This window comes from Bacillus sp. CH140a_4T, assembly GCF_008923725.1.
Lineage (GTDB): Bacteria > Bacillota > Bacilli > Bacillales > Bacillaceae_G > Bacillus_A.
Genome location: NZ_WBPF01000021.1, coordinates 497,450 through 521,782 on the forward strand (window position 1 = coordinate 497,450; position 24,333 = coordinate 521,782).

Below are 24,333 nucleotides of genomic sequence, written 5' to 3' on the forward strand. Positions count from 1 at the left end.
CTTTACTTGGGTTTAACTCATACTCATGTTCTTCTCTTTATGTAAGATACTATAGGTACACCCAATTGGAAGAGAGGGATGTACATGCGAAGAAAGAGAAATCATCATTTTAAAAGTGGTGAAAAAAACGAAGAGTATGCAGCTGAAATATCACCAGCTGGCATTCCAATTAGACATAACCGTAAAGAAATTGCAAATGAAATAGAAGGTACAAATACCGGTGCAATGGTAGGCTATGTCGCTTTATTTCTTTCGCTTTTCTCAATTGCATTTTATCCGGTTACACTCGGCTCTCTTGCGATTTTAGTCGGCTTATTAGCTGTCAATTTCGGAGCACGAACACTTGGATATACTGCAATTGGTTTTGGTAGTTTTTCTGTTTTATTTACTTTACTCTATCCGCTTGCTTTGTCAGCGTTTTAAAAAAAACACACCAAGTTATACTTGGTGTGTTCATTCGTGATACAACATAATATGACCGCATCCACAGCAATGTTTCGCTGTAATTTCTTGAAACACTGGATAATTCTCTTCATCTCGATGCTCAATAAACACCTTTTCAAATCGATACATATTTTGTGCATATGCCCAATCTTGTTTCGTACGTGCATACAAAGTTGAGGAAAAAAACTCCTCACCACCGCAAACGATACATGTCTTCTTCATCACTACCCCTCCTATGCTTGTCTTACTTCATCTATATGAACATAAGCATAAGAAAAAGACCTTCTATTACTAGAAAGTCTTCTCTGAAACAAAAAGAAATGTACCAAACATTCCTACTCCGCTATATTCTTTCGTAACACCAGCTTCTGTTTTAAATGTTTGCTTTACAGTCATAAAGAATACACTATTTCGTGCATCTGTACTTTCAAATTGTAGCTTTTCTTTTTTACCATCTACATTTTGTGTGCATTCAAAACTACTCTCATCACATTTTAATGCATACTTGTCCTCTACATACACTTTAAAATCTGATTCTTTCGGACAAGTAATAAGTAAAATCGCCACGAGAATAATACTTATCATACCCACAATTGTATAATATTTCTTCATTTGTACTCCTTTCAAATGACAAGAAAACTTGACTTCATGCGCCAAGTTTTCTTAGTCCACAACCCATTGCCATTCTTGTTCTTTCTTATCAAAAATGAGCCAACCTGTCTCTGTTGCTTCTTCTTTCAATTCATCGATATTATCTAGTACCTCATCCGTACTTTCATACGAACCAACTACATATACCGGAATTTCTAGACCCCTTCTTGACTCAATTTTTCCTGATAGATCAATATAAAGACCATCTTCCATTAATGGAATAAGCCCCATGATCACTTCTTTCGAAATTGCTGGGAAAATTTTTGATTTTTGGAACAAAGAAAAACGTTTCTTACCGAAAGCACCGAGTTTATAAGGAATGACTTTACTTAACATGCCTACAAAGTCAGCAATTCTACGATAATACACTTTGTTGTACCATCCATCATCATGTGAAAAATAAACAAATCTATTTTTCAGTAGCGGAAAGAATGTTCTTGCAAGTGGTTCTTTTTTGTGAGCCAAATATAAAAGCTCTGCAATTTCTTTTGGCTCTAATTCATCTAAATCGCTTGCATCATCAAAATCTACCCAACAAAATTCATCAAATTCATCAATCTCTGCTTGAATTAGCTTATGTATATTTTCTTCCTCAACATATTCAAATAAAGTATGATAATGAAAATCTGTCCATTCAAAGTTATGCTTCAAAAGCAACACTTGATGAAGCGGTGAAGGGATGTTACTTGCAAACTCTTTAAACGTAATTCCTGATGTAATAAAACAATGACCCCGACGATTACCATTAATATATATCATATTCTTTACTTGGTCAGATCCTCCAGACAAAGCACCTAGCCACCTTCGTTTTATATGTTTCAATTCTATAGCATATTTTAACATGAAAAATTTTAGAAACATAGAAAAAAATTCAAAAACTATTTACAATTTCATGTGTTTTATTACATACTGATTACAAGAAAAAACACCTGCTCATGAGCAGGCGTTTTTAAAGGATTTCATCTGGGTTTTGAGGATGATGATTTCCCTCTTTCTTTTCATCTTTTTGGAACATCGATTGAATTTTATCAATTGTTTGTGGAGCTAATTCAATCATTTTTTCTGCTAAATGTGTCGCATTTTGTAGATGCAGAATATTTACTCCATCCTTATTCACTACAAGAAATGCTACTGGTGTAATAGAAACACCACCCGCGCTACCGCCACCAAATGCAGGGTTACCGTTCGCTCTTTGTCCATCATTCGTTTGGAAATCAGAACCTCCTGCTCCAAACCCGAACGCTACTTTAGAAACCGTTAACACCACACCACCGTCAGCCGTTTGAACAGGCTCTCCAACAATCGTATTTACATCGACCATTTCTTTTAAATTTTCCATTGCCGCTTTCATTAACCCTTGAATTGGATGATCCACCGTTCATAACCTCCTTTGTCATATCTTTCCTAGTTTTTCCGAAAGTTGGTGAACTAAACATAAAATTTTATATTGATTTCAAAAATATTTTTATAATCTCCGCAGAAACAAAAAAATGCCGTTGAATTGTATGGATGTCTCTAACAATTCAACGGCACTTCACATTAAATGACCTTTTTTATTTTTTCTCCTACTTAATGTTCTCACTTTAAAGTCATAATTACCTGTCTTTCAACAAAACCAAACTCTTCATACATCTCTTTCGCAAAATTTCCAGCAAATACATTCAAACGAATTTCTGAATAATGCTTTTGTAATTCCTTAATACCAGCCCCCATTAACTTTCTTGACAACCCTTTCCCGCGGTACTCTGGAAAAACATATAATTCGTATATAAACCCTAGTTTTTTATGAGAAAAATAGTCCGTATTTTCCCCGATTAATATCCATCCCATTACATTGTTTTCTTCTTTAAAGACTAAATAATATGCTCCCTTTTCTACAATCGGCCTGGTAATTTCAATTGCTTTCTCTGTACTTAACTGACAATTTCCCTTCGTGCCTTCAAAAAGCGATTGAGCTGCATATTGTATTATTTCGTCCGTTTCTTCCCGATTTGCCTTTTCTATCATTTTTCACAACTCTCCTCTTTAATAGGCATTAATATTGCTCGTTCAAGTTCCTCCGATTCAATTACAATTGCCATCAATCCCTTTTCCGTACTCGTCTCATGAAATTCGCCCTTCTCCCAAAACACAGCTTGTCCCGCTTCCACCTTCACTTTTTCTTTATCTGCTCCACATACATATCCTTCTCCGTCCACAATAAGAAGCAGTTGCGATACAACTGCTTCATGATATCCAATTATTCCATTCTCTTGTAAATGCATAGCACCGATATGTACATTTCCTCTATAATTTAATATTTTCGACATTATGAAATTAGATTGAAATGCTGATATGTGTTTTCCTACTTTTTCACTAAAATCAAATATCTTCATTCCTAGTCCTCCTTATACGTATAAAACCATTCTTACTGTCTGCATCATATGTCCTTCAAAATCTTCTTCAAATTCCTCTAATTGTGCAAAACCTTTCGCTTCATAAAAATGTTTTCCTTTTTCATTCGCTGCTTCTACATGAATGTATAATTTCCGAATTCCTTTTAATGCAGTTAACCCTTTTTGTAATAAAGCACTTCCTATCCCTTTCCCTTGCTGATCTGGTAACAAATAAATCGCACCTAATTCTGCTTCATTTTGCAGTCTAACAGGTGAAAAATTCGCAAAGCCAATTACTTCTCTCTCTTCTTCCGCAACGAATAAATGTGTATTTTCGAGACGATATTTCATTTTTTCATCAGAATAAGCCTCGTCTAAAAAACTGTCTTGAATCTCTCTCGGAATAATACCTTCGTACGTATCATGCCAAGCTATTTTCGCTACTGATTGTACAGCGTGAATATCTTCTTGCTTCATTTCTCTAATTACATATGTCATCTCGATGTCTCCATTCTCTTAAAATTATATTCTGCTAATATACTAGAAGAAATGGCAGAACCATTTTCATAATTCACCTTAATTAATTTTAATTTTTCAATTGAAGCTATTGCGTAATCAAATTTTTCATATATATATTCCATTACACTTAAAAACTGATTTGCATGTAACTTAATTGCAATTGTACAATGCGGAACCCATTTTCCAGGCACATAATATGAATTTAAATTATCATGAAAAGTTTTAAAATAATCATGGTAAGAATGATGAAGTCTTAACAATTCATCTGTAATGGCCGGTGCTAAAAAGATCGTTCCGTTAGTAGGAAAAGTTACCTCAGCCATATTCTCTTGAACTGCTACAAACTCCTCTAATTTCTCCTTATATAAATGAACGTCCAACTCATGGTAATCAGCTAATGTAATATGAGGTTCTACTCCTACTAATTGATTTGTGCCAATGATATTTGTTATTTCATTTTGCAATTCTATAATTTTATTAGTAAACACACGATCAAATGTCGCAATAATAGCGTACATACTTCCTCACCCCTCCGTTACATATAGCGCTTCCCATTCTTCACGAATCATACCCATTCGAATAGAATCATAGTATGTTCCGTTATAATAACGGCATTTGCGCATTCTACCTTCTAAAGTCATTCCTATTTTCTCCGCTACTTTCATCATTCGTTCATTACCAGACCAAGTCGTGATTCCTACCCTACCAATTTCCATCTTTTCAAATAGTAAATCTCGATATAACGTTAACGCTTCTGTACCGTAGCCACCATTCCAGTAATTTGGATTATAAATAACAAGCCCCATCTCCAACCAACGCGTCGGTTTATGCTCCCAATAAAACCCGATTGTTCCTATAATTTGGCCGTTATGTTCTATAATTAATTTAGATAGAGGTTCTTCTTTTAAACGTGTTTGCATCCCCTCTTTATAAGATGGGTATTCTTGCATTGAAAACGGAAAATACGGTGCATCCCATTTTTTCCATTCTGGATTTTTTTCTTTAAATACGAGATTCCATAATGGGTTTATATCTGATTCTTCAATTGTACGAATTGTAACTTTATCCCCTTTTACTATTACGTTTTGCATAATTTTCCTCCTACAACTCTCTTTATTTCATATATAATTATAATATTTTTTCAGAAAAATCAAAACAAATATCATTTATTATATTGTATAATTTTGTTATAAGATACCAATTATTCATGTAGAAAGCTGGTGATTCAATGAATAATCGATTTAGTATTGCTTTACTTCTCACTATTATTACGACAAATAGTATTCTCTATTTTTTCTTACCTTCAAGTATTGTTACGAAATGGGACTTCAATGGAACGCCTACATCAACAATGGATAAAAGCACTTTTGTTATCGTAAATATAATTATATGTTCCTTCTTATTCTTTTTATTTTTAGCTTTATCTAAAGCAGCCAGTAACCAGAAATCTCACCTTTGGATCGGCAACACAATTTTACTTTTTTTATTTTTTGTCGATATTGTCATCGCCCTCATCGCTCTTGGCTATGCACTCCCTCTTGATCATTTCATATTTATAGCATTAGGGATTTTATTTATATTGATAGGCTATTTCAGTTCCAAAATTGATACGACTAAATCAACAGTTTCATTGGAATGGAATGATAAGCACCTTGAAAAAAGAGCTTCAAATATTTGTAGTATTTCAATGATAATAGCAGGTATTTTCCTAGCTGGACTTCCATTTATCGTTTCTACTCCCTATAGAGGTTATGCTATACTCACAATTATTTTAGGGATGACGATTGTCATTTTACCGAGTACGATTTATTTACTTATGAAAGACAGCAAGCAATCTACTCATATAAAAAGATAATAAAAAAATAGGAGGCTCCATACCTCCTATTTCATCTTTTCTATCTCAACTAAAATACCTTTCTCTATCCAGCCTTCTATTCCATCTCTTTTAACTAAATCATATCCTGAACAACTGCCATCAATGAGAGAAACAATGTCCCCTTTTCTTACGCTTATTTGTGCACAAGAAATATCGGTTTTCACTGTGTATTCACCTGAATCAAGTTGCCTAATATATTCATTTTTCACAGAAAGTAATTTATTCATTTCTCTTTGCTTACATACCGTATAATCTTGCATCTTCTCCATCGGCTCTATGCAATAATACGGATATGTTACCCCGCCCTGCATTTCTGAATTCGCATTAAAATCTGCTATTACTTCATAATTTGGAAAATAGTCTACATATGTACAAGAAAACGTATCCCCTGTTGGTTTCCTCTGAATGATAAATGCGTTTAATTGCCCTGCCTCTTTAATCGCATTTCCCCCGTCAATTGCAATAATCTTTTTCTCCTTATCAATAACAGGATTATTAGACGATGCTTCATCAGAATAGTTCACAACAGGCCAATGTCCTACAACTACATACTTATTTGCTCTATGTGATTTATTATAAAACTCCGGCATTGCTATCGCATTTTTTCGTTCCGTCTCTTTCCAATCTTCTCTATCTTCAAGACCCGCATGTACAAAGATATAATCCTCAGTTTCAATCGCTGTTGGCAATTCTGTTAGCCACTTTATTTCTTTTGAAAAATGGCTCATTAATACTTCCCTTACTTTTTGAATAGACATATCTTCATGAATAGAGAAATGCACACATTCTAACCATTCATTAAAAATCGAATGCTTTCTCGTACATAAATAATTGATAAGACCAGGATTTTCATTTAAAAGCGCATCAACTAAAACTTCACAATTCCCTTCAACAACGTGAACATTTGAATTATTCTTTACAAGATTCATTACGTAGTTTACTACACCGATGCTATCTTTTCCTTTCTCACAAAGATCACCATTAATAATTAAATAATCTTCATCTTTAAAATTAACTTTATGTAGTAATTCTTTTAAAAGTGGTAATTCTCCATGAATATCAGATATTACGATTACTCTAACATCATTAGGGATTGATAGTTTCTTTATTTTTTCCAAGTATAAGCGCTCCAATCATTCTCTGTATTATTTATAAAAAAATAATTCAACAACATAAATTATAAACCTTTCTAAAAGAAATAGGTTCTATATATTATGTCATATAGAACCTACCCTTCTTTATAATTCTTTATGAAAAGAATAGCTTACCTTATCATAGCCTTCTCTTTCATAAAAGCGGTGAGCGTCTAATCTAGGAAACGCTGATGTAAGAGCGATGGACTCACATTCATTTTCTTTTCCCCAGTTCTCTATATACGAGAGTAATACTTTCCCATACCCTTTTGAACGATGTGCTTCCGCAGTTACAAGGTCATACACGAAAAGATGTTTCTCATTATAAAAGTTCGTACAAATCGCTACACCAGCTAGACTCACAACTTCTCCCTCTTCATTAAGTAGCGCAAATAATTTATAGTTTTCTTCTTTCATTTTTTGAAATAAAGAACTTGCTTCTTCTCTTGAAAGTTTAGTTCGCAATTGCTGTAATACGGGAAATACATCATGTAAATCCGCTTCTGTTACTACTTCTCTAATATTCATTATGATTCTCCCCTTACTATTTATAAAATTTTCTAAATGTTATATCATCATTATAGAAAGCCACTGCCCTTAGCTTAAGTGACAGTTTTATTCTTTTTTATAAGGCCAGTATGAAAAGGAGCGTCTACGAATGGATCTGACTATCCCATTAGTATTACAAAGTAAAACACCCCTTTACTTACAAATTTATAAATATATGAAACGAGAAATCTCTCATGGATCACTACGTGCCGGTACACGCCTTCCTTCTCACAGAAATTTAGCTATGCAACTTAATGTGAGCCGTATTACAGTTGAATCCGCTTATCAACAATTACTAGCTGAAGGGTATGTAGAAAGCAAACCGAAACGTGGGATTTTTGTTGCAGAAGTTGATATTGATGTCATTCAAAAGAAACAGCAAATTGCGTCAAACAGTGCAAATAATAAAGAAAACGAACAATATGATTATGATTGTAGTCAAGGGCTTATTGATCAAAAAGCTTTTCCTATAACAAACTGGAAAAGAGCATTACACGAAACTTTATTTCAGTATGAAAATGAATTATTTGCTAAAGAGGATCCACAAGGTGAGCTCGTTCTACGAGAACATATTTCAAAGTATTTATATCATGCTCGCGGGGTACATTCTTCACCTGATCAAATTATTATTGGAGCAGGTACGCAGCCTCTTCTTTGGCTACTACTTCAACTGCTTGGTTCAAAAAAAGAATACGGAATCGAAAATCCTGGATTTCACCGTATACCTGCTATGATTCAAAGTTCTGGCCTTCCCGTCCACCCTATCCCTTTAGATGATAAAGGGATTCATATTTCCGCTTTACGTGAATCGGGTTCTAATGTAGCGTATGTGACTCCCTCTCACCAATTTCCACTTGGAATCATTATGCCGTTATCTAGAAGACTCGAGTTATTAAAATGGGCGAATGATTGTAAGGGATATATTATTGAAGATGATTACGATGGGGAATTTCGTTATATAGGAAAACCCATTCCTTCTTTACAAGGACTAGATTCAAATGAACGTGTTATTTATATGGGAACTTTCTCGAAATCTTTTTTACCTTCTTTACGAATGGGATATATCGTTTTACCACCTCATCTTTTTAGAGCCTATCAAGGACTGGGTGGTATGTTTAAACAAACAGTTTCTACGTTGCAACAACTTACCTTTGCCACCTTTATACAAAATGGTGATTGGGAACGTCATATTAACCGAAGTCGTACGTTATATAAAAGAAAACATATTTCTTTAATTAAATCTATTACAAACGAAATGGGAAATAACGTTCATATACTCGGTGAACAATCAGGACTTCATATCGTACTTCACGTTCATAACGGGATGAATGAACAAGAACTTATTCATGCAGCTGCAAAAGAACGTATTAAATTATATCCTATCTCCACATACGATTCTGTTCATAATGTAAGGGAGAAGTCGTATGTATTGCTCGGTTTTGGCAGTATTCCAGAGAATTGTATCGAAACTGTTGTCAAATTACTAAAAAAAGCCTGGTTCCCTAAATAAGAATAGCTCCACGTAAGTTATACTTACGTGGAGCTATTTTCATTCACTATTTTTGTGATCTCATTGCCCTTCCCGGACGTTTGACACCAGTTGTTTCTGTTGAATAAGACGCTTCAATTATAGCGGTTGGATCTACAGAGAGAACGAGATCTTTCATTTTCGGATAAATGAAACGGTTTGTAATACAATAAATGATTCTCTTATGTTCCCCTAAAAAACCACCTTCTCCATGTAGATACGTAACAGATAATTGTAATTCTTTCATGAGTAGATCGCCTATTTCCTTATTTTTGCCAGAAATAATCATAACGCTCTTTCCTTGATTAATACCATCTAATATGAAATCAATCATCTTCGTAACAATATAGAAAATTGCTAATGAGAACATCGCCTGTTCGATTGAAAATAAAATTGCTACAAATGTGAAAATAACTGCATTTACAGCAAGTAAAAATGTACTAATCGGTACTTTAAAATGTTTGTTCATCCAAACTGCTAACATTTCTGATCCATCTATTGCTCCGCCCATTTTCACTACAATCCCCACACCAACACCAAATAGGACTCCTCCATAAAGAACAATTAACAATTCAGAAGTTGTAATTGCTGGAAATGGTTTTAAATAGATTAATCCGAGTGTTGTAACAACGTTTGCATAGGATGTACGGATAAAGAACTTCTTTCCCATTACTTTTGCAGTAAATAATAAAATCGGGATATTAATTCCTAAGAACACCCCGTAAAGCGGCAATCCAGCAACTTTATTCGCCATAATAGCAATGGCCGTTACCCCGCCATCTACTAATCCATTAGGAGCTAAAATAAGCTCTAATGAACCCGCTACAATAATCGATCCAATTGTTAATAATATGTATTCAAATACTCTTTTCATTCATTACCCCCAAAACTTATATATTTTCTTAGTATTATTTTAACGTAATTTTACTACTAATTCAAAGATATGAGTTTATATACACAAAAGTTTCACCTTTACAGTGATTTTTTATGTAATTTATTTATGGAAACACACTTACATATTTCAGTAAGTGTGCTCCAAACATTTATTTAAGTTTTGAGTATGAATTCATTTTCATTTTCAATATTTCATCAACTGCCCTATTATACCCACCAGCATTTCGAAGTGACTCTCCAACTTTACGACTATTTTCCTTAAACGTTACATCATACATCACTTTCTCTACAGCTCCACGTAACAATTCAGAAGTTAACTCTTTACGATTAAGCCTTATTCCAGCCCCTACTTCATTCACTCGTTTCGCAACTAAAGGCTGATCACCTGTTACCGGAATTACAACTAACGGGACACCGTAATATAGCGCTTCACTTGAACTATTCATACCACCGTGTGTCACGAATACATTAGCATACTGTAATACCTCTAATTGCGGCACATAGTTAAACAACTTAAAGTTATTCGGAATGTTTTTAAATTGACTTATATTTATCTTCTTACCAACAACTAATATGACTGTCGCTTCTACATCTTTAAACGCTTCAAAGCATTTTTCATATAGCTCAGGTTGTTCATTAAAAACTGTTCCCATAGAAATGAAAATCAATTTTTTATCTTTTAAATCTTCCATAGGAAAGCTTCCTACTTCTTTACGCGTAGCAATGGATGGGCCAACAAACTTATACGATTCATCGAATACATCTGAACGCGGTTGATATTCCTTTGAAGTATATACAATCGTAATATCACCAGGATGATTCATAATATCATACATACTATTACATTTCATTCCATACTGTCTGTTCCATTTTTCCATTTCCGCTAAACAAGATTGATACAATGGATTCGTTTCATCTGCTTTTCTTGATTCATGTTCATCGTTAAAAGTAATGTACTGATTAAAAGCAAACGTTGTACAAGAAGAAACGCTAGGTAATTTTAAAACATTGGCTATAATACGTCCTACTGGAAAATGATTATCGTATATTAAGTAATCATACTTTTCCCCTTTTGTTTCTTCTACAATTTGAGTAACAATACGCTCTGATGCTTCCATCATATGAGACAGCATCGTCAAAGGACTCCCACCTTCATTTACTCGTTCCATAATATTAATTTGAGAGAGAAAATTCTCAAACACTCGGAATTCTGCACCTGTTGCTTCAATCTTCTTTCTATAATCTTCAATACAATACGAAACAACTGTCTCCCCTCGCCGAATTAACTCATTTACAATAGCTAAAGTCGGATTTATATGACCTTCTCCAGGGAAATTTATTACGAGTACGTTTGCCATCATATTCTCTCCTATCTAATATTATTAATAATTAATTATATTAATTAATTTAAAACTATTATAAAGGAATCTATTCTATTTCTTCACATTTTTCTCTTCATTTTATTATTGAGAAATATTTTTCATAACCTACATTATAACTCTCATAAAAGAACACTTAACTGTTCATTTACTGAAAAATAAGAGATTTAAATTTGGTATTTTTACAGATTTATCATCAGAAACATTATTTTGATAATTCATACAAAACTAGAAAAATATAATTTTCACACTGATTTCTCACCATGAATGTATTTAAGTTCTATGTTGTTCCTATCATTATCCACTTGGTACATATTCTGTTATATAATGAATTTATAGAATTTACAGAAAAAAAGGAGTGTCTTTATGCTACAACAATTATTCACTTCACCTATTTTATCTGTTCAAACTTTACACCCAGGTTATGAAGACCATGCAAGCAATGTGTTTCTCGTCCGAACTGAAGATGCAGAAGTCATCGTTCGTTCTTCTAAAATGATTGAAGAACCAAATAATGATTTTTGGTGGGGATGTAAAAACCTATTTGGAATCGATCCGAGGAACGTACATCCTTTAGAAGCTGTACATGCATTGCTGCAAGAACATACTAATCTTCCTATCCCAGCAATATTAGAAAAACATATTTTAAATGGTCGTGAATTCGTTATAGCTGAAAAGTTAGTAGGCAACACAGTTCATTCTTTTATCGGGCAACCAGATTCTATTTTATTCAGTCTAGGAAAAGGGCTTGCAGAAATACATAAATTTAAAGCCGATTACATAGGAAATGTGTCAGGTTCCTTCCAAACTACACTAGATGAATTCCAATCACACATTTTAAATGTGAGTAAAGAGCTTGTGAATATGTTTTATTCCGATAATGAAAGTATACAAAATGCATTTCCGACTTTTGAATCACAGCTTTCTTCCTTACCAGCACCAAAGGAATCCACACTCGTTTTAATTGATATGGATCCTACTCAGTTTTTATCAGATGGTACAACTATTACGGGCTTAGTAGATACAGAAGCCTACGCAATTGCTCCTCGGGAGTTTGATTTTATCGGCTTAGAATATATATTTACAGAAAAAGAGGCTCATGCTTTTAAACAAGGTTACGAAACCATTATGCCCATTCCCCGTCTTGAAGAATGTAGACATCCCTATCGATATTTGTACCGGTTATTGTCTGTTCAGGGCAGTGTAGAGTTAAAAAAGTGGCTAAGTCATCCATCCTATTTTTAAATATGAATGCGAGGGATTGTGAAATGAATATTGAACAAAAGAAATCTTTAACAGCGAACGAAATTCAGCAAATGAAAGATTTAGCTCATATTTGCGGACAACAAGATGAAATTGATTACTCGTCAAATTTACATGTAAACTTTTTAACTGCTCGAAATAATGAAGAGATATATGATTTTCTATTTTATGACGATATTCAATTAATTGGTGCATTAAGTATGTATGACTTTGAAAGGCCGACAAAACTGGAGTTAATAGGATTTGTTCATCCGAACTATAGGAAACAACATATAGGCACTACTCTTTTACAAACCGCAATGAAAGAAGTACGAAGAAGAGAGGCAGATGAAGCACTTCTTATTATGAATGGGGATTCTGCTTCTGGGAAAGAATTTGCAAAGCATTTGAAGTTACCTTATTTATATAGTGAATATAGTATGGAATTCAGAGCAAGCGAAGTGCCAAAAACAACAAAAAATACGATACAGCTTACTCTTGCATCTTCAGAATCACTTCTTGACCTCATTGAAATTTCCAGTAAAGCCTTTGGAGATTCAGCAGAAAATACCGCTACATGGTTACAAAAAATGATGTATTCACCTTCCCATCAAGTTTACAGTGCTCTTATCGATGAAAAAGTGATAGGAACGATTACAGTTTCTGAGCAAGAGCAATCTACTACACTATCAGGATTCTCGGTTCATCCTTCATATCAACGTAAAGGATACGGAAAAGATATCCTTAGTTATATGGTACATATCCTTATTGCAGAAGGAGTTTCAACAATTGAATTAGACGTCGAAACGAAAAATAACAATGCTTTAAAACTATATACACAATGTGGTTTTGAAATAAAAACGAAGCATGACTATTATAATGTAATGAATCTTGAGGTGAATACATATGTGTAAAAAACTAATTTATTCTGATTATGATATTTTCGCATCCATTTATAATAAACATTGGGGGCATTATGCTGAACACTCCTATCTACTTTTGGAAAAACTCGTTTTACAATATGCACCACCACATTCTCATATTTTAGATCTTTGCTGCGGGACTGGTCACCTTACTAAGAAATTAATTGATAATACTTTTGTAGTAACTGGTATAGATGGTTCTGCTCAAATGATTGAATACGCACGTCAAAACGCGCCAGACGCAACCTTTATCGTCGATGATGCTCGTTATTTCAATGTAAATGAGCAATTTCACTATGTTATCTCTACTGGCGATAGCTTAAACCATATTTTAAAATTAGATGAATTAATAAATGTTTTTCGTAATGTTTACTCCGTATTACATAGCGAAGGTACATTTGTATTTGATATGAATATGGAGAAAGGTTTTCTTGAAAATTGGATTGCTTCATTTCATATTTCAGCGGAAGAATATGTATGTACGATTGATTCTACCTATGATAACGAAAATAAAAAAGCAGAAATGAACTTTATACTATTTCAACATGACATAGATAATACTTGGACAAGAAGTGACTTTTCTTTTGAGGAAGCTTGTTATTCCGATGAAGAAATAATTTCTTCGTTGGAATCTGTAGGTTTTAAGAACATTCAATTACATGGTACAAATAGAGCATTTTTCATTTGTCAAAAATAAAAAAACTGAATCATAACGATTCAGTTTTTTCTTAGTATATTTACGACAGCAGCCGTTTCATTATTTTCTTTATAAACACGCGGGATTCTTCTGTCTAACATACATGTAACTTCATAGTTAATTGTACCTAACATATCCGCTACTTCTTCTACCGCAATTTCTTCTTCGCCTTGTTTACCGTAGAATACTACTTCGTCCCCAACTTGTACTGGCATTGCTTTTGAAACGTCTAACATGAGCTGGTCCATACAAACACGACCAATAACAGGTACTCGAACTCCATTTATTAATGCATGCCCTTTATTAGATAACTGACGATTATAACCATCAGCATAACCAATCGGTACAGTTGCAATCCATTCCTCACCAGTCGTTACATACGTATTCCCATAACTTACACCGCGATTCTTCTTCGCATGTTTAATATGAGCAACTTTTGATTTTAACGACAACGCAGGCTGTAAAGAAACGACTGCATGATCTACCTCTTTTGAAGGATACATTCCATATATTCCAATACCTACACGGACCATATTTTGAAATGTATTGCTAAGTTCCATTGAACCTGCACTATTTGAACTATGAATATATGGAATATGAATTCCTAATTCTTTTGCTGCATTGACAGCTTTCTCAAATAAACTTGTTTGCATATTCGTATATGATTTATCAATTTCATCTGCCGTAGAGTAATGTGTAAACATTCCTACTAACTCTACATACTCCATACGGTTTAATTCTTCTAAAAATGGTTTAACCTCTTCTTCTTGTAAACCGATACGACTCATTCCAGTATCAATTTTCACCTGAATTTGCGCTTTCTTTTGAAGACGGTTTGCGATTTCATTTATACCTTGTAAGTCTTCACTTCTATAAACAGTCATCATAACGTCATATTGAATTGCCTCTTCCGCAGCTGCTACTGATGTATAGCCTAAAATTAAAATTGGCACGTTAATTCCAGCTTCTCTTAACTCTATCGCTTCATCTACAAATGCAACTGCAAGCTGATTTATTCCTGCTTCAATAGCAGCTTTCGCAACTTCAACTGCCCCGTGGCCATACCCATTTGCTTTTACAGCAGCCATCATTGCAATATTTTCATCATTCACTCGTTTTTTAAATTCTTTTACATTATGTTTTACTGCATTTAAGTCAACTTCAACAATTGTATCTCTTCCATATTTCAAACTCATTGGTCTAACTCCTAACTCAATAATTGCATTCCATTCTATTTCACGTTTCATATGACCTTTTACAATATAATACTTTTCGATATGCTAGTCAAACTACTAGAATTTTCAGAATTTTGAGTATGATATAATACCCTTAAGAAACTATTATATACGGAGAAGAGGAGAATTACAATGTTTGTTCAATCTGCATTGCATCAACTACAAGTTGCTGTTGATACTTCTATTCAAATGCTTAACCAATATAAAGAAGAAGAATTAAAAATGCAACCAATTCACTCGAAGCGGTCATTATTTGAAATGTGTACACATCTTTCTCTAATTTGCCATGCAGATCTACTCATTTTAAATGGTATTACGGAAAAACAACTATATACTTTCTATAAAGAACGAAGACCCGAAACAATTACGCAAATGCAACTAACGATGATACAGGGCTACGATTTACTTTCTAAAACTTTTTTATCCTATTCCAATGAACAATTAGCGGAAATCAAGACTGCTTATTGGGTTATTTCTTATTCACGTTTTGAATGGTTGCTTGAAATTGTTGCACACTTTTATCATCATCGTGGGCAAATTCATATTATATTATGTGAGCATACGAAAGATCCTCACATTCCTTTATTTGAGTGATTTTTCACTCATTCATTATCCAATACACGTTCATCATTTATAAATAGAGAAGCAATAAATCCAATAAAAAGTAACATTCCTAATAAAATAAACGTTAGAGCATAACTTCCTATATTCATAAGATAAATAGAAATGAGTGGTCCTATACTAGTACCTAAAAATAAAATAAAAGTATAAATAGAAACTGCTATTCCCCTCGCTTTCCCTCCCAATTGGCCGACAAGAGCAACTAAAGACGGAACGGATATAGCAATACCAATTACAAAACAGACACTCATTATGACAAGAAGAGGCAGATACGACACATAGCCCATTGCACTTAGACTAAAAATAGCAACCAGCAATCCACCTTGAAGAACTTTCCTTACTTCAAACCTTTTTGTTAAACGACCCGCAATTGGTGACAGCATCATACCAAATATCCCCGCTAAGCGAAAATAAAGGACTTGTTCTGCAGTTAAATTATAAGTAGGAGAGCTCAAATAATTTCCTAAAACAGTATACATATTAACAAAAGCCATTAATAAAACAAACGCAATCATATAGCTCAAAACTAAACTTTTATGTGTAAAGACTTTACCCATCTGTTTAATCGGTCCCAAAATATCAGTATAAGATTGAGATATCTCCCCTTTCGGAAGAGAATACTGAATCCATACAGCAGTAATCATATAGACAACGCTAAGAAGAAAGAACACCATATGCCATCCAAAATGTTGACTAACAACCGTACTTATTACCTGACCTACAATTCCAGCTACTAAAAAACCGGTACTAACAAATCCTATTGTTGTAACCTTTTTTTCTACTGGAAATATTTCTACAACGTAAGCTAACGCTACCGGAGAAAATGTAGCTGCTGCTATCCCCTGTAATCCTCTAAAAATAACAAGCCACAATATACTATCTACAAACCCTAAGGAAAACGAAATAATCGACAGAGCAAGTAATCCAATGAAAATCACTTTTTTTCGCCCATATTTATCAGAGATTGCCCCAAATAACAAGCAACCTATAGCAAATCCAACAGAAAATATACTGCCTGTAGCTGCAGATTGTGCTAGTGAAACATTAAAAAGATCTGAAAATAGTGCAATTAAAGGGATTGTTACATATAAGCTAGACATAACGACCATACCCGACCAACATAATACAACGGTCATTATTGTGTAATTCTTTTCACGATTTATTTCCTTTCCTATTTCCATCATAATATCTCTCCCTTATTACATTTTTTTATCAATTTAAAACCTTTAAAGTACGCTTACTTATTTTAATTACATCGTAAAAAGTATGACTGATCACTAAAGTTAGACAAACTTATAATAAGGTAACCTAATTATATTCCCAAATAAATAAGTTGACCCTCATAATCAACTTATTTACCTACCTTCTCCTAATTTCACCTGCATATTTACTTGCATTTTATTTAATAGCTTCTCTAAAACTTGACGCTCTTCTTGATTAAAGTCATCAACTAACGAAGCGCAAGATAACCAAAAGGTTGGTAAAGAGTGCGTAACTAGCTCTTTTCCTTTCGGAGTAATTTTCACTTTTAGTCTTCTTCGATCTTCAGAATGATGGAATCTTACGATTAACTCTCGTTTCTCCATCCAATCTAATAAGCCAGTGACAGAAGCACGTGTTATCCCTAATCGACTCGCAATATCCGAAGGACTCATGTTCACTTCTTCCCCATTTGATTCCATTTCACGCAAAATAAACAACAGTAAAAAATCTAATTTACTTTCCGATATACCAAGCGGAGCTAAATCTACATCAACAGCATCAAGAACATTATCAGACGTCCATAACATTAACAAACCAAGTTTTGCTGCGATTGGATCCGTATCTGCTGATGCTGTCTTTTTTATTAACTCTGCATACGGCCCAATCCCTAAAGGAAGAGAATCTTTTCTTGAATTCATCCGTCTTCAGTCTCCTTTCTTTCCAACTAATTAGCTTACCTAATTACTTTTCATTATACTCATATTTTTCCTTTTATTGCAAGAATATTGTTAAACAAAAAATCCTGTCATTAGAACAGGATTTTTTACACTGCCTAGCTATTATTCTTAAATAATACGAAACTTCTTTAAGGGAAAAGAAATACCACCTTCACTTGATTTCATTGTAACGAAATCAGCTCTTGCTTTTAACTCTTCTCCGCCATTCCCCATCGCAATTCCTAATCCTACATACTGCAACATCTCAATATCATTTCCACCATCGCCAAAAGCTATCGCTTCGGATTTACAAATGTTTAAATGCTCCAATACTTTTTGAATTACAGTTAGCTTCGATACTTTATTATCTTCCAATACATTTATGACATAACCATGAAAACGGTCAAATGTAAGCATTGGGTATTTTTCAATAAATTTTTGAGATTCTATTTCATCCGCATACAGACATAAACAATAGATCTCTTCAGACAAATCCTTGCTTTTTTCAGGGTACTCCCCTAAATTTAACGTCTCGCTAAGTGCTTGCATTACACGCTCATTATCTGAGGCTATTCCGTTCATTGTAAAACCCTCAGTAAAATAAGAAACGCCGTGACCATGTAATTCTGCAAACTCTGAGATATCATGAACGATTTCACTGGAAAGTACTGATTTATGTATAACTGATTCCTCACACTTAATATGTGCACCATTTGCAGAAATAAACGTATTTATGCCTAGTTTCTTAAATTGCGAACATAAGCTATATGGTCTCCCTGTTGTAACAACTACGTGAATTCCTTTATCTATTAACCTTTGTATCGCTTCTTTTGTACTTTCGTGCATACTTCTATCAATCTCACTTAAAAGCGTACCGTCAACATCAAAAAAACACTACTTTGTACATAGGTCTTTATATCCCGTCCAAATGATTCGTATCATTAATGAAATGCACCGTTTTTTGTTCGCCATCAATTTCAATTAAGCTTATTCCCGTATCTCCCATTTTAAAATAATAATCCATTGAAATGGGCATTTTGAAAAACGCACGTAATAGACTATTGATTACACCACCGTGTGCAACGATTGCTATCCGGTCATATGTATTTTCTGTTACAATTTTAGAAAAAACCCCCTCTATTCTCATTCTAAATTCAATAAATGATTCCCCGTTTTCAAAACGATCATGAAGAAACTTTGGCTCTGGATATTTCTTTGCTTCTTCAAAAGATAAGCCTGCTTGCACTCCATTATTGAACTCCATTAATTCCTCTTCTAATTGAATTGGGCATCCAATTCCTTCAGCTAACGTTTCACCAGTTTCACGAGCACGTTTTAATGTACTTGCCCAAATGAAATCTGGCGGAAAATCTGCTTTCAATTTCTGTACAAGCCTTTGCACTTGCTGCCTTCCTTTTTCTGTTAATTCAAAGTCAGCTCGTCCTTCATGTACCTGTAAAATGTCCGCTTCGGATTCACCGTGACGTATTAATAATATTTGCACTTGTTTCCCACTCCCTCGTTTAATATCCACAAAATTCCATTATATCATATTTTAAATTTTCTTTAACAAAAATATATTACTTTGACAGTTTTTTAACGCATCTAGTAAACGTGTTACTCCACTTAACAATTCCAAACACTCTAAACTTATTATTCTTTCAAAAGTGACAAACAAAAAGCCCTATCCCTAATGGCAAAGGACTAATATTTTTTATCCTACTCAAAAATAAAAAGAGAAATGGCATCCCATTTCTCTTTTTCACTCTTATTGTTCTTTTGGTGTATCTGAAGAAGGCAATTTCTTCGCTTGTTTTTCTTTAAAGATTTCTCCAATTGCCCCGAGAGTACCAAGTGTTTCAATTGCATTAGACGGAATAAAGACTTTATTTGCTGGTCCTTTCGCAACCTCAATCAATGATTCAAATGATTTATAAGCAAGTACGCGTTCATCTAAATCTGCTGCACGAAGTAATTCAATTCGATTTTGTTCTGCTTTTGCAATTTCCTCAATCGCTCTTGCTTCCCCTTGCGCTTCTAGTTCCTTTGCTTCTTTTATACCTTCAGCTTCTCGAATACGTGCTTCTTTATCCCCTTCAGCCATTAATATTTTACTTTGCTTTTCTCCTTCAGCACGAAGGACTTTATCTTGTTTTGCAGCCTCAGCTTCTAAAATGATCGCACGTTTATTACGTTCTGCTTTCATTTGCTTTTCCATTGATGCTTGCACATCTTTCGGCGGATTAATATCGACAACTTCTACACGCTCAATACGAACGCCCCATTTTTCTGTTGCTTCATCAAGTGCTAAGCGAATTTCTGTTGAAATTTTTTCACGACCTGATAACGTTTCATCCAGTTCCATTTTACCAATGATTTGACGCATCGTTGCAGAAGTAATGTTACGAACACCATATTCATAGTTCGAAATACCATATGTCGCAAGTTCTGGTTCCACAATTTGATAGAAAATGATTGTATCAATTTCTACTTGTACATTATCTTTCGTAATTACCTTCTGTGGTGGTACATTCGTTTGTTGAATACGTAAGTCATGATATACACGAACACGGTCTACAATTGGTATTAATAAATTTAATCCCGGCTCCATAATACGCTGAAACTTACCAAATCTTTCAACGACTCCAACTTTTTGCTGTGGAATAATTTTAATTGTTAATGCGATAAATGTAACAACAATTAGTGCGAAAATAATCGTTAATGTTAATGCTACTGCCATATTTATTCACTCTCCTTCTTTACTTGTAATATAGTACTATGCCTCTTTATAACAATAACTTTTTCTCCAGCATCAATTGGATCATCTGCAATAGCTGTCCAAATATCTCCATCCACCTTCACAATACCATTCGCTCCTTTTGTAATCGCTTGCATAACAATACCTTTTTTACCGACAAGCATATCTACTGTATCAGTAAAACCTTTTGCTTCTCGAAAGTTTTTTGAAATTCTTTTCGTAAAGAAAGTCAATGTTAAACTTACAATCGCACCAGCAACAACTTGTAACAGTAGTGCTTCAGGAGCAAACAAAGCAATTAGACCTCCGACAACAGCTCCAATTCCAAGCCAAAGCATGTAAAACGTAATCGACAACATTTCCGCAATAAATAAAATACCAGCTATTATAAACCAAATTACCCAAGCAGCCATATGCACCCCTCACTTTCTTTCTCATTTTCTATATGTATATGAAGAAAAGAATGGTTTATCCGCCCTTTCTTATACCGGGGCATTTACTACAAGCTATTGTACATATTCACTGTTATAAAAAGTATTAATAAAATACTATATTAATATATTCTTCATTATACATGAAAATCCCTTTCAAAAAGCGACAAAAAAATGAAATTCTTTCGAAAATTTAATTTTCAATTTATAATTATTTTAACTACTAAAATATTATTTTTTAGGAAGGTGGTGTGCTTGTTGCAAAATCGTTCACTAATTTACTATTTAGGCTCTAAAATATGCATTACTCTCGCTGACATCGTATACATCATGATTATTACAATTCATATGTATATCACAACGAAATCAGCTACATTAACCGCTCTTTTTCCATTAGTACAAGTGATAACTAATCTTATAGCAAATACATCTGCACCACTTATAATGAATCGTTTTTCATCTTATTCATTACTTTTCACACTACAATGGACAAAAACTGTTCTATTATTTTTATTAATGATATTATTCCCGGCCCTTTCCTCAAACGTTGTAACACTATTCATTTTCATTTTTTTCATTTCTTTATGTAGCGGCTGGAGCGCACCGTTATTATACGGTATCCTTCCTCGCCTTACACGAAAAGAACAATTAGTAAAAGTAAATAGTATTTTTTCCTTTTCCACACAAATTGCGCAAGCCGCTGCTTATTCATTTACAAGTGTTATAGTTCTTCTTATCGGTGCTACTTCTACACTCATGATGAATAACATTTTGATGATTTTTGGATGTATTGCACTACACCTTTCATTACGTTCCATACATAATGAACGAGTAATAGAGCCTTCTTCTTCAAAAGGCGCTGCTTTATTGGAAGGTTGGAGACTCTTATTTCAAAACCCTTCTCTTCGTATCGTTACATGTATGGACTTAATTGAAACTTTCGCAGGGACAATATGGATCGGTGCTATTACAATGGCTTATGTAACGACTGTTCTTCATAAAGGAGAAGAATGGTGGGGATATATTAATACAAGTTATTATGTAGGGACGTTAATTGGCGGGATATTAGCATGGAAAATGAGTACATACATTCAAAACAATTTAATACGCTCCATGGCGATAGGCTCTCTTATGTTTAGTATTCTTACATTTTTATATGGTATGACAAGTAGCGGGTTTATTGCGCTTTTTCTATGCGTTCTAATGGGGCCATGTTATCAAATTAGAGATATTTCTCAAACGACAGTACTACAATCTAGTGTAGCCCCTACTTTATTATCAAAAATGTATACAGCTCATGGCGCACTCCTCTCGACAGCTTCTGGTCTTTCTATGCTTAGTATTGGAATTATTACCGATTTGTTCGGTGTTCGTACGATTTATATCATCGCTGCTTTTCTTATTTTATGTTCTGCTTGTTTATCTTTTAGCCTATTAAAATATCATAAGACAGATCAGAAAGATATTTCAATGTAATCAATAAATTAAAAAGGACAGGAACTCCTGTCCTTTTTGTATATTCTATTTATGACAAACCCGGAATTTTTCTATGTTCTGTCGCTTGTTCAAAAGCGTATGCTAGTTTAATCAAGGTCCCCTCAGAAAAAGCAGTGCTTGCCAGAGTAATTCCAAACGGTCTCCCGTTATCCATATATCCCGCAGGTATTGCTATAGACGGATAACCTGCTTTCGCACATATAGTAGAACCTATATAAGAAGGAAACAGAATCGCATCAAGATTATATTTTTCCAGTGCAAAATCAATACCTTGTTCTTGCGAAAAATATATATCTTCTAATCTTGCATTTAAATATTCTGGATTTCTTAACGGATTAGGAAAATCTTTTTTTCTTTCTAACTTTGTTTGTCCATATTTCAAAGCTCTTTCGGCTATATTTTCGTTAAACTCCATTAACTCTGAAATAGAATGTACTGGAATAGTAGAAGGTAATTTTGAAAGATAGTTATCTAAGCTATGCTTCAATTCATAAAGCGGAACTCCCCAGCTCCATTCTCTATGAAAAGAAGAAATATCAATATTTTCTACTACTGTTGCTCCCTCACTACGCAATACTTCAATCGTCTCCTTAAACAAATTTTCATAATACTCACCAGTTTCATAATAATCTTTTGGTGCATTGCTAAATACACCAATCTTCGCTCCATGTAAGCCATTAACATCAAGATATTTTGTATAATCATGTTCTGCTATACCTTCACTTTTATGAGTAGCTGCATCCTTCTCGTCTACCCCAGTTAAACTCCCTAGCAAAATAGTAGCGTCTGTAACCGTTCTAGCAAATGGACCAGCTGTATCTTGCGAATACGTGAACGGAATAATGCCTCTACGACTAATTAGACCAACAGTCGGTTTAATACCGACTACAGAATTTTGAACAGCCGGGCTTAAAATAGAAGCATCCGTTTCCGTTCCAACAGATACTACTGTAAAGTTAGCAGCAACTGCAATCGCAGAACCCGTACTAGAGCCACCAACAAACATATCATCCTCGCCCGTCCCATATGGATTGATTGTTTGTCCACCTCTTGCACTATATCCAGCCCACATGTCAAAAGACATTGCATTTGCTAATTCTGTCATATTTGTTTTTCCTATTATTACTGCTCCTGCTTCTCGAAGTTTCGTAACGAGAAATGCATCTTCACTACTTATATTTTGTTCCAGGGCAATCGTACCTGCACTGGTATGCATAGAGTCATTCGTTTCAATATTGTCCTTAAGTAAAACAGGTATACCATGTAATGGTCCCCGTCCACCTTTTGTCTTTCTTTCATAATCTAACGCTTCTGCAATAAAGATAGCGTCTGGATTGATTTCTAAAATAGAATTGATTTTTGGTCCTTCTTGATCATATTTCGCGATTCTATGAAGATAATACATAACTAATTCTTTTGAAGTTAATTGCCCAGCTTCCATCGCTACTTGTATATCATGAATTGTTAATTCTTTTTGTAATCGTGCATTGAACTGAATCTCCATCTTCATTCTCCTTCTTTAAAAGCTTTTATTGATAACGTGTATCTATTACTTTTTCATTTTCTCCGCCCCTCGCATATACAACTACAATCCCTTTCAAAGAATTCAACTTACCAATGTAAAAACCTTTTATTTCCTGAAAAATAAAAAAAGTCTGAAAC

Annotated in this window: 28 protein-coding genes and 1 pseudogene; 8 read left to right on the forward strand and 21 right to left on the reverse strand. The window is 34.1% G+C overall.

Going from position 1 to position 24,333, the window contains the following annotated elements; translation table 11 throughout:
- Nucleotides 1-84 precede the first annotated feature (84 nt).
- Nucleotides 85-423 carry a hypothetical protein gene (locus F8162_RS24270; RefSeq protein WP_001253205.1) on the forward strand — a complete coding sequence of 113 codons (339 nt, stop codon included), beginning with the start codon at nt 85-87 and terminating at the stop codon, nt 421-423.
- A gap of 30 nt (nt 424-453) precedes the next feature.
- On the opposite strand, the gene F8162_RS24275 is transcribed toward F8162_RS24270, so the two are convergent.
- From F8162_RS24275 to F8162_RS24315, 9 genes are all read right to left on the reverse strand, one after another.
- Nucleotides 454-666 carry a hypothetical protein gene (locus tag F8162_RS24275; protein WP_151630658.1) on the reverse strand — a complete coding sequence of 71 codons (213 nt, stop codon included), beginning with the start codon at nt 664-666 and terminating at the stop codon, nt 454-456.
- Nucleotides 667-735: 69 nt separating this feature from the next.
- Nucleotides 736-1,056, reverse strand: coding sequence for a hypothetical protein (locus tag F8162_RS24280; protein ID WP_151630659.1), 321 nt, complete (start codon nt 1,054-1,056; stop codon nt 736-738).
- A gap of 51 nt (nt 1,057-1,107) precedes the next feature.
- Nucleotides 1,108-1,884, reverse strand: a complete 777-nt coding sequence (locus F8162_RS24285; RefSeq protein WP_141438473.1) for an oxalate:formate antiporter — start codon at nt 1,882-1,884, stop codon at nt 1,108-1,110.
- A gap of 160 nt (nt 1,885-2,044) precedes the next feature.
- A complete protein-coding gene (gene ytfJ / locus F8162_RS24290; RefSeq protein ID WP_000349987.1) occupies nt 2,045-2,470 on the reverse strand; it encodes a GerW family sporulation protein in 426 nt (141 codons plus the stop codon).
- 203 nt (nt 2,471-2,673) lie between these two features.
- Nucleotides 2,674-3,102 (reverse strand): GNAT family N-acetyltransferase, encoded by a 429-nt coding sequence (locus F8162_RS24295; protein ID WP_151630660.1) that lies wholly within the window; start codon nt 3,100-3,102, stop codon nt 2,674-2,676.
- Nucleotides 3,099-3,470, reverse strand: a complete 372-nt coding sequence (locus F8162_RS24300; RefSeq protein ID WP_151630661.1) for a cupin domain-containing protein — start codon at nt 3,468-3,470, stop codon at nt 3,099-3,101. The genes F8162_RS24295 and F8162_RS24300 overlap by 4 nt, the downstream gene beginning before the upstream one ends.
- Nucleotides 3,471-3,482: 12 nt before the next feature.
- Nucleotides 3,483-3,968, reverse strand: a complete 486-nt coding sequence (locus F8162_RS24305) for a GNAT family N-acetyltransferase (protein WP_151630662.1) — start codon at nt 3,966-3,968, stop codon at nt 3,483-3,485.
- On the reverse strand, nt 3,965-4,507 hold the full coding sequence (locus F8162_RS24310; protein ID WP_151630663.1) for a 2'-5' RNA ligase family protein: 543 nt from the start codon (nt 4,505-4,507) through the stop codon (nt 3,965-3,967). Before F8162_RS24310 ends, F8162_RS24305 begins: the two co-directional genes overlap by 4 nt.
- A gap of 6 nt (nt 4,508-4,513) precedes the next feature.
- A complete protein-coding gene (locus F8162_RS24315; RefSeq protein ID WP_151630664.1) occupies nt 4,514-5,080 on the reverse strand; it encodes a GNAT family N-acetyltransferase in 567 nt (188 codons plus the stop codon).
- A 137-nt stretch (nt 5,081-5,217) separates the two neighbouring features.
- Between F8162_RS24315 and F8162_RS24320 the strand changes: the two genes are divergently transcribed.
- On the forward strand, nt 5,218-5,844 hold the full coding sequence (locus F8162_RS24320; protein ID WP_151630665.1) for a DUF1648 domain-containing protein: 627 nt from the start codon (nt 5,218-5,220) through the stop codon (nt 5,842-5,844).
- Nucleotides 5,845-5,870: 26 nt separating this feature from the next.
- On the opposite strand, the gene F8162_RS24325 is transcribed toward F8162_RS24320, so the two are convergent.
- Complete coding sequence (locus F8162_RS24325; RefSeq protein WP_151630666.1) at nt 5,871-6,983, reverse strand: metallophosphoesterase; 1,113 nt, start codon at nt 6,981-6,983, stop codon at nt 5,871-5,873.
- A 120-nt stretch (nt 6,984-7,103) separates the two neighbouring features.
- A complete protein-coding gene (locus F8162_RS24330; RefSeq protein WP_151630667.1) occupies nt 7,104-7,526 on the reverse strand; it encodes a GNAT family N-acetyltransferase in 423 nt (140 codons plus the stop codon).
- Between the two features lie 130 nt (nt 7,527-7,656).
- Here F8162_RS24330 and F8162_RS24335 point away from each other — a divergent pair, with 130 nt between their 5' ends.
- Complete coding sequence (locus F8162_RS24335; protein ID WP_151630668.1) at nt 7,657-9,057, forward strand: PLP-dependent aminotransferase family protein; 1,401 nt, start codon at nt 7,657-7,659, stop codon at nt 9,055-9,057.
- A 46-nt stretch (nt 9,058-9,103) separates the two neighbouring features.
- Here the strand turns inward: F8162_RS24335 and F8162_RS24340 are convergent, their stop codons facing one another.
- Both F8162_RS24340 and F8162_RS24345 read right to left on the reverse strand, forming a co-directional pair.
- The gene (locus F8162_RS24340) at nt 9,104-9,949 is read right to left on the reverse strand and encodes a YitT family protein (protein WP_151630669.1); all 846 of its coding nucleotides are present in this window, start codon (nt 9,947-9,949) and stop codon (nt 9,104-9,106) included.
- 169 nt (nt 9,950-10,118) lie between these two features.
- Complete coding sequence (locus F8162_RS24345) at nt 10,119-11,327, reverse strand: macrolide family glycosyltransferase (RefSeq protein WP_151630670.1); 1,209 nt, start codon at nt 11,325-11,327, stop codon at nt 10,119-10,121.
- Between the two features lie 387 nt (nt 11,328-11,714).
- On the opposite strand from F8162_RS24345, the gene F8162_RS24350 reads away from it, so the two are divergent.
- Genes F8162_RS24350 through F8162_RS24360 form a run of 3 tightly spaced genes read left to right on the forward strand, consistent with a single transcriptional unit; the run spans nt 11,715 to nt 14,210 of the window.
- Nucleotides 11,715-12,593 (forward strand): phosphotransferase, encoded by an 879-nt coding sequence (locus tag F8162_RS24350; RefSeq protein WP_151630671.1) that lies wholly within the window; start codon nt 11,715-11,717, stop codon nt 12,591-12,593.
- Nucleotides 12,594-12,616: 23 nt separating this feature from the next.
- The gene (locus F8162_RS24355; RefSeq protein ID WP_151630672.1) at nt 12,617-13,504 is read left to right on the forward strand and encodes a GNAT family N-acetyltransferase; all 888 of its coding nucleotides are present in this window, start codon (nt 12,617-12,619) and stop codon (nt 13,502-13,504) included.
- On the forward strand, nt 13,497-14,210 hold the full coding sequence (locus F8162_RS24360) for a class I SAM-dependent methyltransferase (RefSeq protein WP_151630673.1): 714 nt from the start codon (nt 13,497-13,499) through the stop codon (nt 14,208-14,210). Before F8162_RS24355 ends, F8162_RS24360 begins: the two co-directional genes overlap by 8 nt.
- Nucleotides 14,211-14,230: 20 nt before the next feature.
- On the opposite strand, the gene alr is transcribed toward F8162_RS24360, so the two are convergent.
- Complete coding sequence (alr, locus tag F8162_RS24365) at nt 14,231-15,406, reverse strand: alanine racemase (protein ID WP_151631741.1); 1,176 nt, start codon at nt 15,404-15,406, stop codon at nt 14,231-14,233.
- Between the two features lie 171 nt (nt 15,407-15,577).
- On the opposite strand from alr, the gene F8162_RS24370 reads away from it, so the two are divergent.
- Nucleotides 15,578-16,039: a DinB family protein gene (locus tag F8162_RS24370; RefSeq protein ID WP_151630674.1), complete on the forward strand. Its 462-nt coding sequence runs from the start codon at nt 15,578-15,580 to the stop codon at nt 16,037-16,039.
- 8 nt (nt 16,040-16,047) lie between these two features.
- On the opposite strand, the gene F8162_RS24375 is transcribed toward F8162_RS24370, so the two are convergent.
- The 6 genes and pseudogenes from F8162_RS24375 to F8162_RS24400 all read right to left on the reverse strand — a co-directional run bounded on the left by F8162_RS24375 (nt 16,048) and on the right by F8162_RS24400 (nt 21,156).
- Nucleotides 16,048-17,247 (reverse strand): MFS transporter, encoded by a 1,200-nt coding sequence (locus tag F8162_RS24375; RefSeq protein WP_151631742.1) that lies wholly within the window; start codon nt 17,245-17,247, stop codon nt 16,048-16,050.
- Between the two features lie 174 nt (nt 17,248-17,421).
- Entirely contained in the window at nt 17,422-17,967 is a 546-nt protein-coding gene (locus F8162_RS24380; protein WP_151630675.1) for a MarR family winged helix-turn-helix transcriptional regulator, read from the reverse strand.
- A 147-nt stretch (nt 17,968-18,114) separates the two neighbouring features.
- A pseudogene (locus F8162_RS24385) lies at nt 18,115-18,892 on the reverse strand (Cof-type HAD-IIB family hydrolase).
- Between the two features lie 6 nt (nt 18,893-18,898).
- The gene (locus tag F8162_RS24390) at nt 18,899-19,489 is read right to left on the reverse strand and encodes a histidine phosphatase family protein (protein WP_151630677.1); all 591 of its coding nucleotides are present in this window, start codon (nt 19,487-19,489) and stop codon (nt 18,899-18,901) included.
- 264 nt (nt 19,490-19,753) lie between these two features.
- Complete coding sequence (locus F8162_RS24395) at nt 19,754-20,725, reverse strand: SPFH domain-containing protein (RefSeq protein ID WP_000257391.1); 972 nt, start codon at nt 20,723-20,725, stop codon at nt 19,754-19,756.
- Nucleotides 20,726-20,727: 2 nt separating this feature from the next.
- Nucleotides 20,728-21,156 (reverse strand): NfeD family protein, encoded by a 429-nt coding sequence (locus F8162_RS24400; protein WP_151630678.1) that lies wholly within the window; start codon nt 21,154-21,156, stop codon nt 20,728-20,730.
- A 276-nt stretch (nt 21,157-21,432) separates the two neighbouring features.
- Here F8162_RS24400 and F8162_RS24405 point away from each other — a divergent pair, with 276 nt between their 5' ends.
- Entirely contained in the window at nt 21,433-22,650 is a 1,218-nt protein-coding gene (locus F8162_RS24405; RefSeq protein WP_151630679.1) for an MFS transporter, read from the forward strand.
- A 49-nt stretch (nt 22,651-22,699) separates the two neighbouring features.
- Here the strand turns inward: F8162_RS24405 and F8162_RS24410 are convergent, their stop codons facing one another.
- Nucleotides 22,700-24,175: an amidase family protein gene (locus F8162_RS24410; RefSeq protein ID WP_151630680.1), complete on the reverse strand. Its 1,476-nt coding sequence runs from the start codon at nt 24,173-24,175 to the stop codon at nt 22,700-22,702.
- Nucleotides 24,176-24,333: the final 158 nt, after the last annotated feature.

Bases quoted from the DNA above. Each gene is read 5' to 3' on its own strand.
- F8162_RS24275 (WP_151630658.1), bottom strand. From the start codon at position 666: ATGAAGAAGACATGTATCGTTTGCGGTGGTGAGGAGTTTTTTTCCTCA.
- F8162_RS24300 (WP_151630661.1), bottom strand. From the start codon at position 3,470: ATGAAGATATTTGATTTTAGTGAAAAAGTAGGAAAACACATATCAGCA.
- F8162_RS24335 (WP_151630668.1), top strand. From the start codon at position 7,657: ATGGATCTGACTATCCCATTAGTATTACAAAGTAAAACACCCCTTTAC.
- F8162_RS24400 (WP_151630678.1), bottom strand. From the start codon at position 21,156: ATGGCTGCTTGGGTAATTTGGTTTATAATAGCTGGTATTTTATTTATT.
- F8162_RS24340 (WP_151630669.1), bottom strand. From the start codon at position 9,949: ATGAAAAGAGTATTTGAATACATATTATTAACAATTGGATCGATTATT.
- F8162_RS24410 (WP_151630680.1), bottom strand. From the start codon at position 24,175: ATGGAGATTCAGTTCAATGCACGATTACAAAAAGAATTAACAATTCAT.
- F8162_RS24395 (WP_000257391.1), bottom strand. From the start codon at position 20,725: ATGGCAGTAGCATTAACATTAACGATTATTTTCGCACTAATTGTTGTT.
- F8162_RS24345 (WP_151630670.1), bottom strand. From the start codon at position 11,327: ATGGCAAACGTACTCGTAATAAATTTCCCTGGAGAAGGTCATATAAAT.
- F8162_RS24295 (WP_151630660.1), bottom strand. From the start codon at position 3,102: ATGATAGAAAAGGCAAATCGGGAAGAAACGGACGAAATAATACAATAT.
- F8162_RS24315 (WP_151630664.1), bottom strand. From the start codon at position 5,080: ATGCAAAACGTAATAGTAAAAGGGGATAAAGTTACAATTCGTACAATT.
- F8162_RS24320 (WP_151630665.1), top strand. From the start codon at position 5,218: ATGAATAATCGATTTAGTATTGCTTTACTTCTCACTATTATTACGACA.
- F8162_RS24355 (WP_151630672.1), top strand. From the start codon at position 12,617: ATGAATATTGAACAAAAGAAATCTTTAACAGCGAACGAAATTCAGCAA.
- F8162_RS24350 (WP_151630671.1), top strand. From the start codon at position 11,715: ATGCTACAACAATTATTCACTTCACCTATTTTATCTGTTCAAACTTTA.
- F8162_RS24360 (WP_151630673.1), top strand. From the start codon at position 13,497: ATGTGTAAAAAACTAATTTATTCTGATTATGATATTTTCGCATCCATT.
- alr (WP_151631741.1), bottom strand. From the start codon at position 15,406: ATGAGTTTGAAATATGGAAGAGATACAATTGTTGAAGTTGACTTAAAT.
- F8162_RS24330 (WP_151630667.1), bottom strand. From the start codon at position 7,526: ATGAATATTAGAGAAGTAGTAACAGAAGCGGATTTACATGATGTATTT.
- F8162_RS24380 (WP_151630675.1), bottom strand. From the start codon at position 17,967: ATGAATTCAAGAAAAGATTCTCTTCCTTTAGGGATTGGGCCGTATGCA.
- F8162_RS24375 (WP_151631742.1), bottom strand. From the start codon at position 17,247: ATGGAAATAGGAAAGGAAATAAATCGTGAAAAGAATTACACAATAATG.
- F8162_RS24280 (WP_151630659.1), bottom strand. From the start codon at position 1,056: ATGAAGAAATATTATACAATTGTGGGTATGATAAGTATTATTCTCGTG.
- F8162_RS24310 (WP_151630663.1), bottom strand. From the start codon at position 4,507: ATGTACGCTATTATTGCGACATTTGATCGTGTGTTTACTAATAAAATT.
- F8162_RS24305 (WP_151630662.1), bottom strand. From the start codon at position 3,968: ATGACATATGTAATTAGAGAAATGAAGCAAGAAGATATTCACGCTGTA.
- F8162_RS24270 (WP_001253205.1), top strand. From the start codon at position 85: ATGCGAAGAAAGAGAAATCATCATTTTAAAAGTGGTGAAAAAAACGAA.
- F8162_RS24370 (WP_151630674.1), top strand. From the start codon at position 15,578: ATGTTTGTTCAATCTGCATTGCATCAACTACAAGTTGCTGTTGATACT.